The following is a 15,433-nucleotide window of genomic DNA, read 5'->3' on the forward strand; positions in this document are numbered from 1 at the left end:
GTATATCCCGGCACGGAGGGGTGTCGGAAAAATAAAAGTCAGACCCCTGTTTTTGTTTCAGTTTTGTGACGAAATTTGTGGGGTATGCTGTCATAAAACTCATACCGAACTGGATTAAGGGCGTCAGGCATGACCCGTCCTGATTATCGCGCCATTTTCATTTCCGATGTGCATCTCGGCAGTGCCGGCTGCCAGGCCGATGCGCTGTGCGCCTTCATGAAGTCGCATACGTCAGAGCAGCTCTATCTGGTGGGTGACATCATTGATGGCTGGCGGCTGCGCAAGAAATGGTACTGGCCACAGGCCCATACCAATGTCATCCGACGTATCCTGACGGCTGCCAAGCGCGGCACGGAGGTGACCTATATCATCGGCAATCATGACGAGTTCCTGCGCGCCTTCTTGCAGTTCCGGCTGGCCTTTGGCGACATCAAGGTGAAGAACCGCGCGACCCATGAGGGCGAGGATGGCAAGCGCTATCTGGTTGTGCATGGCGACATGTTTGACGGCATGATGCGGGCCGACCGCAAATGGATCATGCATCTGGGCGACCATGCCTATAATTTCCTGCTCTGGGCCAATACGAAGCTGAACGCTGTGCGCCGCCGTATGGGCATGCCCTATTGGTCTCTCTCGCAGGCGCTGAAAAAGCGCACGAAACGCGCGCTGAACCATATTCACAATTTCGAGGGCCATGTGGCCGATTACTGCCGCCGCAAGGATTTTGACGGTGCGATCTGTGGCCATATCCATGTCGCCGAGATGCGTGAGATCGACGGCATCACCTATATGAATGATGGCGACTGGGTGGAAAGCTGCACCGCGCTGGTGGAGCATCATGACGGAGGCTGGGAATTGCTGCACTTCCAGCCGCACGACGTAAAAGCGCCGGAACCGGTGGCCGAAGCCGCAAAGATGCGCGTGGTGGCGTGAGGCGCTGCTAGTCGGCCTTCACCCGTTCTTTCCAGGCGAGGGTGATCTAAATGCGCTTACCGTTCTGGCCGCTTGACTTCCGCGCCAGACGCCGCCACGCAGCAGCATGAGTTCTGTCCTGAAGGCCATTCTTGGCCCCACCAATACCGGCAAGACGCATTACGCCATCGAGCGGATGACGGGCTATGGCACCGGCATGATCGGCCTTCCGCTGCGCCTGCTTGCGCGCGAGGTGTATGACCGCGTGGTGGAGCGCAAGGGCGCGGCCCATGTTGCGCTGGTCACGGGGGAGGAGCGGATTGTTCCGCCTACGGCGCGCTATTGGGTCTGTACCGTGGAATCCATGCCGGTGGAGAAACGCGTCGACTTTGTCGCCATCGACGAGATCCAGTTGGCCGAGGATGAAGACCGCGGGCATGTATTCACCGATCGTATCCTGCATCTGCGCGGCACGCATGAGACGCTGCTGCTGGGCAGTGACACGATGCGGCCCCTGTTGCGGCGGCTGGACCTGAATGCCGAGACCGAGCCGCGCGAGCGCTTTTCGGAGCTGCGCTATACCGGCCATGCCAAGATCACCAAACTGCCCAAGCGTACGGCCATCGTCGCCTTCAGCGCGGATGAAGTCTACGCCATTGGCGAATTGCTCCGCAGGCAGAAGGGCGGCGCTGCCATCGTGATGGGCGCGCTGAGCCCGCGCACGCGCAACGCCCAGGTGGCGATGTATCAATCGGGCGAGGTGGACTATATCGTCGCGACGGATGCCATCGGCATGGGGCTGAATCTGGATGTCGACCGGGTGGTGTTTGCCTCGCGGTCCAAATTCGATGGCCGTCGCCACCGTCTGCTGACCCCGGCCGAGTGCGCGCAGATTGCAGGCCGGGCCGGGCGCTTTCGCACCGATGGCGAGTTTGGCGAGACGGCGACCTGTCCGCCCATGGATGAAGACATGTGGCGTGCGATTGAGGCGCACCGTTTCGATCCTGTGGACCATATCCAGTGGCGCAATTCCGATCTCGATTTTTCCAGCCTGCGCCTCTTGATCCGCAGCCTTGAGAAACCGTCCGGCCATGCGGCGCTGATCCATAATCCACATGCGCTGGATGAATGGGTGCTGCGCCGGATGAGCGAGGATGAAGCTATCGGGCCGCATGTGGCGGGCGCGCGCAAGGTACGCCGTTTGTGGGATCTGGCGCGGCTGCCGGATTTCCGCAAGGCAGGCCCTGAAGGGCATGCGCGGCTGGTGCTGGGGCTGGCGGAAACGCTGGCCGATCCGGATGCGCGCCTCTCTGACAAGGGGCTGGAACGGCGGCTGGATGATCTTTCCTCGGTTCAGGGCGATATTGCGAAATTGCAGCAACGACTTGCCAATATCCGCACGTGGACCTATGCCGCACACCGGCCGGACTGGCTGGAGAACCCTGAAAAATGGCAGGATCGGACGCGGGAGATTGAAGACTCCCTGTCAGACGCGCTACACGAAGCGCTGACGGCCCGGTTTGTCGACCGGCGAACAACGGCCCTGCTGGCAAGTCTGAAGAAGGAAGACGCTCTCGTGACCGAATTGACCCCGGAAGGTGATGTCCGTGTGGAAGGCCATGTGGTCGGGCGCCTCAAAGGCCTGATTTTTGAACCCGTGCTGGATGCCCGCACGCTGGAAGGCAAGGCCGTGCGCAACGCAGCGCAGGCAGCTGTGCGCCCGCTGATCCTGGAGCGCCTGTCGCTGATCGTGGCGGCGCCGGATGATGCCTTCCGTCTGAATGATGAAGGCGAGATCGAATATATCAATTCCCCCGTCGCCCGTCTGATGAAGGGATCGGGCTGGATGGCACCGCGCGTCGAGATTTCCGGCGCTGTGGAAGTGGACCCGAATGAACGCGAGCCCGCTCGTCAGAGGCTGGAAGCCTGGGCGATGGCAGAGATTGCGCGCGTCCTGCCGACCCATGCGAAGCTGGCGAACGAGAAATCCGGCGAGGCACTGGAAGGCCTGGCGCGCGGGATTGCGTTTCGCGTGCTGGAAAGCGGTGCGGCGGTGGATCTGCGCCAGGATGATCCCAATCTGCGCCTCAGCGCCGAACAGCGCGAAGCCCTTAAAGGCATCGGCATTCGTGCCGGCCGGGTGGCCGCACATGTGCCGGACGCCCAGAAGCCTGCCGCGCAGCGCATGATTGCCATCCTGCGCGCGGTAGAGGCTGGTCAGCCTTTCCCGCTGGCCCCGGAGGGCGCAGGATCGTTCGCGCTGGACGGCACCTGGCCGGAAGAAGCGCTGGCGGCCAATGGCTATCTGCGCTTTGGCAAGCGGGCCGTGCGCGCAGACCTCGCCGAACGCCTCGGCTGGGAAATCGCCAAGCGCCGCAAGGAAGCCGGCAAGAATGCCTTCGCCATCGAGATTGATCTTGCTTCTGTCGTATCATGCCCGGCCGATGACTGGCCTGCAGTGCTGAAAGGCTTTGGTCTGGCCCCGGCAGAGAAGGACAAGGAAACCGGAGCGGTCACGCTTTGGCGCTATGCGTCGCGGGCACGTCCGGAAGAGGGCGGCGCAGCGCGAGGTTCCCGTCAGGGTGGCCAACGCGGCGGCGACAAGCCCGCTGGCGACATGGGGCAGGGCCGGAGCCCGAAAGGTCCGCGCGGGGCCAGACCTCAAGGCGGTCCGCAAGGCGGGCGTCATCAGGGCGGCAACCGGGGTGGCACTTCCAGGCAGCCTGACCCGAACAGCCCGTTTGCGGCGCTGGCTGTCCTGTTGCCGGACCAGAAACCGGCCCAGCCCAAGCCAAAGAAGAAAAAGAAGAAGCCAAGAGACAATCAGCAGGGTGGCGCGGCGAAGGCGGCCTCTTCTGACTCCAGCTTTGTGTACAAACCCTTTCAATGAGCGAGGCGGTCACGCTGCGCATTGATGTGTGGTTGTGGCGCGCGCGCTTTTTCAAAACGCGGACCCTGTCAGGCGCTCATGTCCGAAAATCCGGCATACGGCTTTCACGGAATGGTCAGACACGGCGTGTAGACAAGCCGGGAACCGCAATCTGTGTGGGGGATATTGTCACTCTAGCCAGAGGGGCGCATATCACGACCATAGAGGTGCTGGACCTTGGAATACGGCGCGGCCCACCGGAAGAGGCGGCGGCACTGTACAGGACGCTGGAGGCTGACCGATGATGAATGCGCTGAAAAACCTGTTTCGCGCCAAGACCCCGGCAGAAAAGCCGATGGACCCACAGGTCGCCGCAGCGGCCCTGCTGGTTGAGGCGGCTCTGTCAGATGGTGTCTATGTGAACATGGAAAGCGATGTCATCGCGGAAATCCTGCTGGAAGCCTTCCAGTTCGATGCCGACAAGGCAGATGCTGTGCTGGCTGAGGGCGAGGCCCTGGCCGAAGAGGCGGTCGGCTCTCACCAGTTCACAAAACATGTGAAGAAGCTGGCGATTGAAGAGCGCGTCTCGATCATTGAAGGGCTTTACCGCGTGGCGCTGGCTGATGGCGAGAAAAGCGACATTGAAGACGCCTATATCCGTCACGTCGCTTCGCTGCTGCATGTCGATGATATCCTTCGCGCACAGGCCCGTCAGTCCGCAGAAGCCCGCATGCCTGACCAATCCTGAACAGTGCTGTCAGAAGGTCTCATTGACATGAGGCCTCCTGCGCGCCATTTCGCCCCTGCACAATTTCTCAGAAGGCCCCTGCTCATGACTTATATTGTCGTCGACGCCTGTATCCGCTGTAAATACATGGATTGCGTCGAGGTTTGCCCGGTCGATTGCTTCTATGAAGGCGAAAACATGCTCGTCATCCATCCGGATGAGTGCATTGATTGCGGTGTGTGCGAGCCGGAATGCCCGGTTGAGGCCATCAAGCCAGACACCGAGGACGATCCGGACGGCAAATGGCTGAAGCTGAACAGTGAGTATGCCAAGACCTGGCCAAACATCACCCGGATGAAGGAACCGCCTGAAGATCGGGAAAAATTTGCGCAGGAAACGGGTAAACTGGAGAAATATTTCAGCCCTCAGCCAGGGACTGGCGACTGATTGTCCGTCTCCGGACGCCCTGTATTTGCTGCACTTCTCAACAAAAGTTACAGAAAAGCCATGCGCGGTTAACTTTAGATTTGGTCAACACTTGGCCGTATGTGTTGAAAAACCTGCACATTTATGCTAGTGTTCAGACTTGAGTAATAACTGACAAGAGCCGAAATCATCACCTCAGCCGTCATAGTGGCCGGACTGGGACGATTTTTATCGGCTCGTTACTGCGTAGAAAAGGGCGATACCTAACATGGCTAAAAAAGCATCTGCGGAACTGGCGTTTGAGGTGGGTCAGAGCGTCGTTTATCCCGCACACGGGGTGGGCAAGATCACAAGCGTCGAGAAGCAGACTGTGGCCGGGATGGACCTGGAAGTCTATGTAGTATCCTTCGATCAGGACAAGATGATCCTGCGGGTTCCGACAAACCGCGCTGAGGCGTCCGGTATGCGCGCCCTGGCTGGCTCCAAGCTGGTCGATGACGCGCTGAAGACGCTGGGCGGCCGTGCCCGCATCAAGCGCACCATGTGGTCGCGCCGCGCACAGGAATATGAAGCCAAGATCAATTCCGGTGATCTGATCTCCATCGCGGAAGTCGTGCGCGACCTGCACCGCGGCGAAGACCAGCCGGAACAATCCTATTCCGAGCGTCAGCTCTATGAGAGCGCGCTGGACCGTATGGCCCGCGAGCTCGCCGCTGTCGAAAACATCGACAAGGGTGACGCCATGGAAAAACTCGCCAAGTCGCTGGCGAAGAAGAAGGTTGCAGCATAGGGCGTAAGCCCGAACGCGCATCATGCAGAACCCCGGATCGCTCTCGCGGTCCGGGGTTTTTCTTTGGGTGGAGTTTGCCGGCCTTGCCGTGTTTCGGTGCTGAACAGTCTGCCGCACGAACGTACCGCATTAAGTGTGCGCTGCCGACAATATTAGGCGGGAAGGGCCTGCATGACCGCTGAGGCCCCGAAAGTAAACATACTGCGCGCTCGCCTTTACGAAGTCGCGGTTTCTGGCAGGTCCTGTTAACCATACGGCAAAGTCCGCGGTGCAGTCTTTCTCCGTTGCCGGATGTTCCGGCGGCAGATGGGTGCCTTCGCTGACACGGGAAAATTCCCGGGGGCGGGGCAGGGTGACAGGAGAAACAAGATGCCCTTCTCGGATATTGAAATTAAGCCCGGTGGCCTGCTGGATCGTGATGCCGCCGCTGAAGAATTCTATCAGGCAGGCCTCGCCTGTGCCGCAGGCCTGGAATCGGATATCGATCTGATCGCCGCGCACAAATGGTTCAATCTGGCCGCCGCCAAGGGCCATGAAGATGCCAAGCTGCAGCGCCAGGAGATGGCCGACATGCTGAGCACGGACGAAGTGAAAGTGGCGCTGTCTGCTGCCCGCGACTGGCTGAAGCTGGCCCATTAATACCATTCAGGCCAGCTGCCCGGGACGGGGTGCCGGCCTGAATGCTTCTTACGCCTAGCTGATGCGGCGGTCCTGGTCTTTCCAGTAAGGCTCGCGCAGATCCTTACGGAGGATTTTGCCGGATGGGTTGCGCGGAAGGCCTTCCAGAAATTCGATGGATTTCGGACATTTGTACCCGGCAATCCGTTCGCGCGCATAGGCGAGAATGCTTTCTGCCGTTGGCGTTTCGCCGGGCTTTGGCACGATCAGCGCCTTGACGGCCTCGCCCCATTTTTCGTCCGGGACGCCGATGACGGCGACATCCGCGACGCCCGGATGACCGAAGATCGCATTCTCCACTTCTGCCGGATAGACATTTTCCCCTCCGGAGACGATCATGTCCTTCACCCGGTCATGGATGTAGAGAAATCCGTCCTCGTCGAAATAGCCTGCATCGCCGGTTCGGAAAAAGCCCTCTGCATTGATGGCATCCCGCGTTGCGTCGTCTCTGTTCCAGTATCCCTTCATGACAAAAGGAGACTTGATGGCGATCTCGCCAACCTCGCCTTGCGGCACAGGATCTCCGTTCGCGTCCAGACAACGCACGATGGTGGACGGGTAGGGCACACCACAGGAGCGGAGCTTGCCCCATGACGGATCATGCGCTTCGGGCGGCAGATAGGTGGCGCAGCCGGCTGTTTCGGTTAGACCGTAAAGCTGTGTGAAGCGGGCCCCCATAATTTGCTTGGCTTCCAGCAGCAGGCTCTCCGCGATGGGAGAGGCGCCATAGAACACCTGCTTCATGCTGGACCAGTCAATCTGGCGCACATTCGGCATCTGCGTCAGCATCAGGATCACGGCCGGCACCCAAAAGGCATGGGCGATCCTGTGTTCCGGGATCAGCTTCAAGATCAGCTGCGGGTCAATCTCGCGCAGCACCACGGCCTTCGCACCCTGCGCGGCGGTCAGGATGCCGATATTCACGCCTGCCACATGGAATAGCGGCATGGCGTTCATCACGGCCTCGCCGACACCGTAGCTGGCCCATTCGAGGCGACCGGCCTGATCGAACACGGCGTGATAATTGCCATTGGTCAGCTGCACACCCTTGGGCAGACCAGTCGTACCGGAAGTGTAAAGCTGGATGACATCATCCGTATCCAGTGTTTCCAGGTCGGGGGCGATGTCGTCCTGGTTGTCGCGCCAGGCATTATAGGTCGGCCAGTCGCCATGGGGCTCATCAATCGCGATGATATGCTGAACGTCCGGCAGCTCGGTGCGGATCTTGTCGATCATGTCGTAGAAATCACGACCAACGAACAGGACCTTCACATTGGCGTCCGAAAGGATGAACTTTACTTCCGGTGCGGCGAGGCGTGTGTTGACGGCTGTCATCACTGCGCGGGCCTTGGCAGCCCCGAACAGCATCTCGTAATAGGCGGCGGTGTTCTTTGCCAGATAGCCGATCCGGTCATCGGGGGAGGCGCCAAGGGCGATCAGGCCATTGGAGACCTGGTTGGAGCGCGTTTCCAACTGGGCAAAGCTGGTGGTTTCCCCTTCAAACCAATAGGCGTCATCCTGTGGACGAATGCGCGCCTGCACCCCCGGGATGTCGGCTATATGGGGCATTGCCTCCACGTCTATCATGTTTTCCTCCGATACTTGTCTTGTTCTTTTTGAAATATCTTGTTTGACGGGAATAAATTGTCGGAAGCGAGCTTTTTGTCAAATAGGTTGACATTCGGGCGTGAGGGAAACTCCGAACTTATCCGTTCTCTTTCAGGCAAAGATTTATGTCTTAATGGTCGCGGCGCAAGCCATTGCCTTGAAGTCTTGCCGGTAATCGGCCACATCCCATGACATGACTGTACAAACCACATCGCCCGACGCCGCCCTTGCTGAAACCATGCTGGAGATGGGTCGCCGCGCCCGTGCCGCTTCCCGCGCCCTGGGGCGCAAGACCCCGGAAGACCGCACCCGCGGCCTGAAGGCCGTCGCGGCTGCCATTCGCGAGACTGCCTCCACAATTCTGGATGCCAATGCCAAGGATATGGATGCCGCCCGTGAGAAAGGCCTGGACGCGGCCATGCTGGATCGGCTGGCCCTCAACCCGGAGCGCCTGGAAGGCATCGCTGCCAGCGTCGAGACGGTTGCCGATCTGGGCGATCCGATCGGGCGTGAACTGGCGCGCTGGGAACGGCCCAACGGGCTGGAGATTTCCCGCGTGGCTGTGCCGCTGGGTGTTATCGGCATCATTTATGAAAGCCGTCCGAATGTGACGGCTGATGCAGGCTCGCTGTGCCTGCGCTCCGGCAATGCGGCGATTCTGCGTTGCGGTTCCGAAAGCACGAATTCCTCACGTGCGATCATTGACGCCATGCAGGGCGCACTGATGAAAGAGGGGCTGCCGGAACATGCCGTTCAGCTGGTCATGACAACCGATCGCGCCGCTGTGGGCCATATGCTGGCCGGGCTGGAAGGCAATGTCGATGTCATCGTGCCGCGCGGGGGACGCAGCCTGGTCGAGCGCGTGCAACGCGATGCCCGCGTGCCGGTAATTGGCCACCTTGAGGGCCTCTGCCATGTCATCGTCGACAAGGATGCCGATCTGGACAAGGCCGTCTCCATTGTCGTCAACGCCAAGATGCGCCGCACCGGCATTTGCGGCTCTGCCGAGACGCTGCTGGTGGACGAGGCAGTTGCGGATGACATGCTACCCAGCATCGCGGCGGCTCTGATGGAAGCGGGCTGTGAACTGCGCGGCGACGCGCGGGCCCGCAAGATTGTACCCGAGATGAAAGAGGCCGTTGAGGCTGATTGGTCTACGGAATACCTCGCGCCGATTCTGGCCGTTGCCGTGGTGGATGACCTTGACGCCGCGCTGGACCATATCGGCACTTGGTCTTCCGGCCATACCGAATGCATCATAACGGAAGACGATGCGGCGGCAGAGAAATTTTTTGCGACCGTCGACAGCGCCATCCTGCTGCACAATGCTTCCACGCAATTTGCCGATGGTGGCGAGTTTGGCATGGGCGCAGAGATCGGCATCGCGACCGGGCGTATTCATGCGCGGGGGCCAGTCGGCGCCGAGCAGCTGACGACATATAAATATGTCGTGCGTGGATCGGGGCAGGTTCGTCCTTGAGCAGATTGGTCCTGCCGGGTCCGACAAAAGGGCTGCGCATCGGCCTGTTTGGTGGCAGCTTTCACCCGGCCCATTCCGGGCACTACCATGTGGCCTCAACCGCGATGAAGCGGCTGCAGCTGGATTGGGTCTGGTGGATCGTGGCGCGGGGCAATCCGCTCAAGACCGGGCACGGCGATTTTGACAAGCGTTTTGCCTCCGCCAAGGCAATGGCGCATGAGCCCCGCATGATTGTCACCGACATTGAGCGGCAGATGGGACTGACCTATACATATCAGACCCTTTCGACGATTGTGAGCGCTGCTCCGCAGGCAGATTTTGTCTGGCTGATGGGCGCAGACAATATGGTCGGCTTTCACCTCTGGGGGCAGTGGCAGCAGATCGCGCAACTGATGCCGATTGCCATTATTGCGCGGCCGGGTGTCGGGCCGGGGGCGCGCAACTCTCCCTTTGCGCGGCGCTTTGCGGCAAGCCGCATTCCGGAGGCGGCCGCCAAGACTTTGCCGGGCCGCACGCCGCCAGCCTGGGTTTATCTCAATGCACCGTTGGACCCGGCATCTTCCACCGCGATCCGGGAGAGTAGGGTATGACCCCTCTCAGTCCGGAAGACCTGGCGCGCCACAAACGCCACATCATGCTTAAGGAGATCGGCGGCCCCGGCGTGCAGAAGCTGCGCGCCGCGACGGTCTCCATTGTCGGGGCCGGGGCGCTGGGCGGACCGTTCGCCATGTTCCTGGCAGCGGCCGGCGTAGGCAAGCTGGAAATCTGGGATGATGACCATGTTGAGCGCTCCAATCTGCAGCGCCAGGTCCAGTTCGGGGAAGGGGACCTTGGCAAGTACAAGGCCGATGTCCTGGCTGCGCATCTGATGCGAGACCATCCGCATACGGTGGTTGAGCCCCGGCGCAAGCGCTGGGCCGATAGCGACGCGTTGCACGGGAGAATTCTGGTCGATGCGACCGATAATTTTGCGACCCGCTATGCTCTGAACCAGGTGGCGCATGCCAGCGCGCGCTACATGGTTCATGGTGCTGCAGCAGGCTGGCGAGGCCAGGTGAGCGTGTTTGCCTCCGGCCGCACGGGCGACGCACCTTGCTATCAATGTTGGGTTCCGGAAACCCCGCCGGACGCCGAAGCCTGTGACGAGGTGGGTGTGGTGGGGCCAGTGACCGGCATGGTGTCGACGGCGATGGCGCTGGAAGTAATCAAGCTGGTCACTGGCGCCGGCAGCCCCCTGATCGGGCGCATTCTTCTTCTGGATGGACTGTCTGCAACCCCAAGGACAATCGGCCTGAGACGCGATGCTGCCTGTCCGGTCTGTAATCAGCTGCCAGCCATTTGACTTGTCCCCCCGGCGCAGGCTTAGTGCCGCGACGTAGATTTGCTTACAGGGGAGATTCGCGACGTGTTCAGACGATTTCTTGTCGTTCTTCTGACGGTGGGGGTCATTCTGACGGCCGGATGGTACATGCTGAAACGGCCCGACATTTCCTACAACACGCTGGAATCCGTCTACTCCTATAATGACAGTCGCTTTCTGAAATCGGGCGGAGAAACCCAGATTCATTTCCGGGATATCGGTCCGCGTGATGCACCTGTCATCGTGCTGGTGCACGGCTATGCGGCGTCCATGCACACTTGGGATGACTGGGTGAAGCGCCTGCGCCGGGATTACCGCGTGATCAGTCTGGATCTGCCGGGGCATGGCCTGTCGCGCTGTGTCGACAATAACGCCATTGGCATCGAGCAATTCGTCGATACGGTAGACCGGGTTGTGACGACAGTGGATGTGCGCAATTTTACCTTGGTGGGCAGCTCCATGGGCGGGCATTCGGCTTGGGCCTATGCGCTGGAATATCCGGAAAAGCTGGACGCGCTGGTCCTGGTCGATGCTGCAGGCTGGCCGGATGAAAAGGGCGAAGGCGACAGTGATCCGCTTATCTTCAAATTGCTGCGCAATGGCGTTGCGCGCAAACTGATGAAGGATCTCGATATGTCGGCGCTGATCCGTTCTGGCCTTGAGAAGAGCTTTGCGGATCCGGCGCTGGTCGATGATCCCATGGTGGAGCGCTATTCCGCCCTGTCACGTGCGCCTTGCCATCGTGAGGCCCTGCTGAAGCTGATGAGCGGCGCGACGACGCGCGTGCCGGCGACGTCGGAAGCACTGGCCAGAATCTCCGCGCCCACGCTGGTGATGCAGGGAGAGGTCGACAATCTGGTGCCGGCCGCACATGGTCGCAAATTCGCCGAGGCCATTCCGGGCGCAGAGCTGAAACTCTATCCGAATGTCGGGCATATTCCGCAGGAAGAAATTGGCGAAATGTCCGCAGACGATCTGAGGGCGTTTCTGGCCGAGGTGTATGCGCCAGCATTACCGGCAGAGGCCTCTGCACCTACGGAAGGGGAATGATGTCGCAGCTGTGAAACCGGGCTCTGCGCTGATGCGTAAATGCTTCAAAGGAGACACATTACATGCGCATCGTTCTGTCCGTCATCGCCGCTGCCCTTCTGACAGCCTGCACCAGCCAGCCGGATTACCGGGAAGAAACCACGCCGCCGCCAACCGTCTCGTCTGTGGATTTGCAGCGCTATACTGGCCTCTGGTACGAAATTGCCCGCTATCCGAACAGTTTTGAGCGCAATTGTACCGGCGTGACCGCAGAATATGTGTTGAATGAGGATGGGACGGTTGCCGTCACCAATACGTGCTTCAGAAACTCTGTTAATGGCGAGAAGGATGTGGCCGAAGGGCGCGCGCGTGTCGTGGATGGCTCCAACAACAGCAAGCTGAAAGTGAAGTTTGCGCCAGCCTGGGTGCCTTTTGCCGAAGGGGACTACTGGATCCTCGCATTGCAAGATGACTATTCCGCATCCCTCGTCGGTAGCCCGGATGGCAAATATCTCTGGATTTTGGCACGTGAGCCTCAGTTGGAGTCCGGCACGCTTGATGCCTTAAAAGAGCGTGCAAAAGAGCTGGGATATGACATGGCTCCGCTGGAGATGACGGTTCAGTCACAACAGGGGTGACGGGATTTGCGGGCTCTGATACGCGAAGGGAATGAGCCTGCCTGACCTTGATGACCGCAATTTCGACGCCGAGCGCCAGCACTGGATTTCCGTGCGGGTGTACTATGAAGACACAGACTTCACCGGCATGGTCTACCACGCCAACTATCTGCGCTTTTTCGAGCGCGGACGATCAGACCATCTGCGTGATGCAGGCATTTCGCATCAATCCCTGCTGGACCGCGAAGACCCGGCGGCGTTTACGCTGACACGGGTCGAGGTCGACTATAAAAAGGCCGCGCGGGTGGATGATCTTCTGCATATCCGCACGCGCTATATCGGCATGGAAGGCCCGCGTATCCGCTTCTCGCAGACCTGCTTTCGCGGCGAGGAAGTGATTGCAGAGGGCGAGATCACGGCCGTGATGATCCATGCCGATGGCCGTCCGCGCCGCCCGATCCGGGAATTGGTGAAACATTTGGAAGATTATCGCTGGATCGCGCCTGAGGCGTGACGGGCGAGGCTTTGCGCCCTTAGCTTGGGCTTAACGCCCCGGATCGCGTCTTTTCCTGATCAAGCTGAAGTCTTTATTGGATCTTCCGGATTTTTGGCCACGATTCATTAACAAAGCGCGCCTAACGGTTAACCAAGCTGCGGAAACTGGCGATTCTGCCCCGTTTCTGCCGGATTTGACGTTGATGAAGAGGGGCCGGTCCCGGGCGGGATACGGTTGCTCACCCATGACCCGTAATAAGGAGCGTTAGCCCTAATGGAATCAGAAGCGATTGGCACCGCCGCGAGTCACACAGATTTCTCGCTGATTAGCCTGATAATGGCGGCTGACCCCATTGTTAAGCTTGTTCTCTTGTTTCTCCTCCTGGCCTCTGTCTGGTCCTGGATGGTGATTGGCGAAAAGCTGTTTTCTCTAGGAAGTCTGCGCCGCAAGGCCAAGCAGTTCGAGGAAGCATTCTGGAGCGGCCGTACGGAAGATTTCGACATGCGGCCTGGTGTTGGCGGCAATGATGCGGCCAGCCGAGTATTTGCCTCGGCGGCGCGCGAATGGTCCGATGCAAAGCGCATTACTGCCACCCCGGAAGAGGCTGCTGCGATTGTCAGCCGCGCTGAGCGCTCCATGCGCGCGAGCGTGGATCGCGAGTTGGGCAAGGCTGGCAACGGTCTTGGCATTCTGGCTACGATCGGTTCGGCCTCTCCCTTTATCGGCCTGTTCGGTACGGTGTGGGGTATCATGAATGCCTTCCTCAACATTGCGGAAAAGCAGGATACCAGCCTCGGCACCGTTGCGGGCCCTATTGCCGAAGCTCTGTTTGCGACCGGCATGGGCCTCGTCGCCGCTATCCCAGCTGTTATCTTCTACAACAAATTCACCGGCGACCTGACCAAGCTGGGCGACCAACTGGACGCATTCTCCCAGGATGTCCTTGTCCGCCTGTCACGCCGGGCATCTGATAGCGCGAGGGACTAGGCGATGGGTCTGATCCTTGGTTCAGGAGGCAAGGGCGGACGTCGGGGGCGGCGCGCGCTGAATGCCGAAATCAATGTGACGCCCTTTGTGGACGTCATGCTGGTCTTGCTGATCGTGTTCATGATCACCGCGCCGCTTCTGGTACGCGGTGAGGAAGTGAACCTGCCGAAGACCAGTTCCGGGCCATTGCAGACAAATCCGCAGGAAGACCCGTTGGCCATCTCCATCCGCGAGAATGGCGATGTTTTCATCCAGACAACCAGGATTGAGGATCTGTCTTCGCTTGGGCCCCAGTTGCAGGCAATCATTGGCGAAGGCTATGATCAGCCAATCTATCTGCGCGGCGATGAGAACACGCCCTATGGACGCATCATGGATGTGACCGCAGAGATCCGGGCAGCTGGCTATACGCGCGTATCCTTTGTGACTGAACAAAAGAAGAAGTAGGAGCGACCCGCCCCAAATGCTTCGCGGCTTCACCATCTCGACTGTGTTGCATGCCACCGTGCTTGCGGCTGCGGTGTTGACCTGGCCGCAGCGCAAGAGCGAGTGCGACCGGCAGATTGAACGGCTGGAACGCGAGGAGCCAGGCCTGTCGCAGGTCGATATCCTGATGCGCCTGCCGCAATGCGCCAGCGCGATAGATGTGCCGATCGACATTGTCGATATTGGTCTGGTGACGGACATTGCCCCGGTCCGAAAGGCAGATGTGCCACCGGAGGAAGAACCCGAAGAGACCGAGCCGGAAGAACAGCCGGACCCTGTTGAAGAAGACGCCGAGATTGTCGACGAGCCGCCTGAAGAGCAGCCCGATGAAGTCAATGAGACGCGTGAAAGCGAACCTCAGGAAGAGAAAGTCGTTGTTGAGGACCCGGAAGCCGAGCCCGAGCAAGAGCCGGAACCGGAGCCCAAGAAGGAAGAGCCGCCCAAGCCGAAAGACAAGCCGAAGCTGATTGAAAAGCAGAAGCCCAAGGCGGAAAAGGATGATCTGGATTTCCTGAATGATTTTGAAGACATCCTGAAAGATAAGGCGCAGGACCAGCGCAAGGTCGCGCGCGAAGAGGCGCCTCCGCCAATCAACAAGCCGGTGCTGAAGGATGTGCAGGAGCCCCGCAAGGGGGCAGGGGAGCGCCGTGGCAACACAGCGTCTCTGCAAGCCGCGATGCGCCGCCAAATCGGCTATTGCTGGAATGGCATTGATGATCTGCCCAAGGATGACCAAATTGATGTCGTTATTCGCGTTAAACTGAATATTGACGGTTCCCTTGACGGAGACGCGCGCCTGGTGTCACCACGGTCGATACCGGTTGGCCGCAGAGGCGTGGTGGTTCAACGGGCCCTGACGGCTGTGCGCCAATGCGCAAACTATCAGCTACCAGCAGATGACTATGAAGAGTGGAAAGACATTGTGGTCACGGTCGGGCCACTCGAATAACCGAATGAGTACTCCAGGG

The 15,433-nt window shown here is 59.7% G+C and carries 17 protein-coding genes; 16 read left to right on the plus strand and 1 reads right to left on the minus strand.

The genetic code is table 11. The features are described from left to right. Window positions 1-129 precede the first annotated feature (129 nt). From HY2_RS07490 to HY2_RS07520, 7 genes are all read left to right on the plus strand, one after another. A complete protein-coding gene (locus HY2_RS07490) occupies window positions 130-933 on the plus strand; it encodes a UDP-2,3-diacylglucosamine diphosphatase (RefSeq protein WP_034826273.1) in 804 nt (267 codons plus the stop codon). Between the two features lie 106 nt (window positions 934-1,039). Then, window positions 1,040-3,802, plus strand: a complete 2,763-nt coding sequence (locus tag HY2_RS07495) for a helicase-related protein (protein ID WP_034826275.1) — start codon at window positions 1,040-1,042, stop codon at window positions 3,800-3,802. Then, window positions 3,799-4,086 carry an RNA-binding S4 domain-containing protein gene (locus HY2_RS07500; RefSeq protein WP_034826277.1) on the plus strand — a complete coding sequence of 96 codons (288 nt, stop codon included), beginning with the start codon at window positions 3,799-3,801 and terminating at the stop codon, window positions 4,084-4,086. Before HY2_RS07495 ends, HY2_RS07500 begins: the two co-directional genes overlap by 4 nt. Next, complete coding sequence (locus HY2_RS07505) at window positions 4,083-4,529, plus strand: tellurite resistance TerB family protein (RefSeq protein WP_034826278.1); 447 nt, start codon at window positions 4,083-4,085, stop codon at window positions 4,527-4,529. Before HY2_RS07500 ends, HY2_RS07505 begins: the two co-directional genes overlap by 4 nt. An 84-nt stretch (window positions 4,530-4,613) precedes the next feature. After that, window positions 4,614-4,955, plus strand: coding sequence for a ferredoxin FdxA (fdxA, locus tag HY2_RS07510; RefSeq protein WP_034826280.1), 342 nt, complete (start codon window positions 4,614-4,616; stop codon window positions 4,953-4,955). 247 nt (window positions 4,956-5,202) lie between these two features. Continuing rightward, a complete protein-coding gene (locus HY2_RS07515) occupies window positions 5,203-5,724 on the plus strand; it encodes a CarD family transcriptional regulator (RefSeq protein WP_034797599.1) in 522 nt (173 codons plus the stop codon). A 369-nt stretch (window positions 5,725-6,093) separates the two neighbouring features. Further along, window positions 6,094-6,363: a hypothetical protein gene (locus HY2_RS07520; protein ID WP_034826281.1), complete on the plus strand. Its 270-nt coding sequence runs from the start codon at window positions 6,094-6,096 to the stop codon at window positions 6,361-6,363. A 54-nt stretch (window positions 6,364-6,417) separates the two neighbouring features. Here HY2_RS07520 and HY2_RS07525 read toward each other — a convergent pair whose 3' ends face one another. Then, entirely contained in the window at window positions 6,418-7,989 is a 1,572-nt protein-coding gene (locus HY2_RS07525; RefSeq protein WP_034826284.1) for a long-chain-fatty-acid--CoA ligase, read from the minus strand. A 214-nt stretch (window positions 7,990-8,203) separates the two neighbouring features. Here HY2_RS07525 and HY2_RS07530 point away from each other — a divergent pair, with 214 nt between their 5' ends. The 9 genes from HY2_RS07530 to HY2_RS07570 all read left to right on the plus strand — a co-directional run bounded on the left by HY2_RS07530 (window position 8,204) and on the right by HY2_RS07570 (window position 15,414). Further along, the gene (locus tag HY2_RS07530; RefSeq protein ID WP_034826286.1) at window positions 8,204-9,490 is read left to right on the plus strand and encodes a glutamate-5-semialdehyde dehydrogenase; all 1,287 of its coding nucleotides are present in this window, start codon (window positions 8,204-8,206) and stop codon (window positions 9,488-9,490) included. After that, window positions 9,487-10,080 (plus strand): nicotinate-nucleotide adenylyltransferase, encoded by a 594-nt coding sequence (locus HY2_RS07535; RefSeq protein WP_034826289.1) that lies wholly within the window; start codon window positions 9,487-9,489, stop codon window positions 10,078-10,080. The genes HY2_RS07530 and HY2_RS07535 overlap by 4 nt, the downstream gene beginning before the upstream one ends. Then, window positions 10,077-10,832, plus strand: a complete 756-nt coding sequence (locus HY2_RS07540) for a HesA/MoeB/ThiF family protein (protein WP_034826294.1) — start codon at window positions 10,077-10,079, stop codon at window positions 10,830-10,832. The genes HY2_RS07535 and HY2_RS07540 overlap by 4 nt, the downstream gene beginning before the upstream one ends. 63 nt (window positions 10,833-10,895) lie before the next feature. Continuing rightward, entirely contained in the window at window positions 10,896-11,900 is a 1,005-nt protein-coding gene (locus tag HY2_RS07545; protein WP_064773891.1) for an alpha/beta fold hydrolase, read from the plus strand. Between the two features lie 62 nt (window positions 11,901-11,962). Further along, complete coding sequence (locus HY2_RS07550; protein ID WP_034826296.1) at window positions 11,963-12,517, plus strand: lipocalin family protein; 555 nt, start codon at window positions 11,963-11,965, stop codon at window positions 12,515-12,517. Between the two features lie 31 nt (window positions 12,518-12,548). After that, on the plus strand, window positions 12,549-13,010 hold the full coding sequence (locus HY2_RS07555) for a YbgC/FadM family acyl-CoA thioesterase (RefSeq protein ID WP_034826298.1): 462 nt from the start codon (window positions 12,549-12,551) through the stop codon (window positions 13,008-13,010). A 255-nt stretch (window positions 13,011-13,265) separates the two neighbouring features. Further along, on the plus strand, window positions 13,266-13,979 hold the full coding sequence (tolQ, locus tag HY2_RS07560) for a protein TolQ (protein WP_034826299.1): 714 nt from the start codon (window positions 13,266-13,268) through the stop codon (window positions 13,977-13,979). 3 nt (window positions 13,980-13,982) lie between these two features. Further along, window positions 13,983-14,426, plus strand: coding sequence for an ExbD/TolR family protein (locus HY2_RS07565; protein ID WP_034826301.1), 444 nt, complete (start codon window positions 13,983-13,985; stop codon window positions 14,424-14,426). A gap of 16 nt (window positions 14,427-14,442) precedes the next feature. Next, window positions 14,443-15,414, plus strand: coding sequence for a hypothetical protein (locus HY2_RS07570; protein WP_034826303.1), 972 nt, complete (start codon window positions 14,443-14,445; stop codon window positions 15,412-15,414). Window positions 15,415-15,433: the final 19 nt, after the last annotated feature.

Source organism: Hyphomonas pacifica, from assembly GCF_000682675.1.
Lineage (GTDB): Bacteria > Pseudomonadota > Alphaproteobacteria > Caulobacterales > Hyphomonadaceae > Hyphomonas > Hyphomonas pacifica.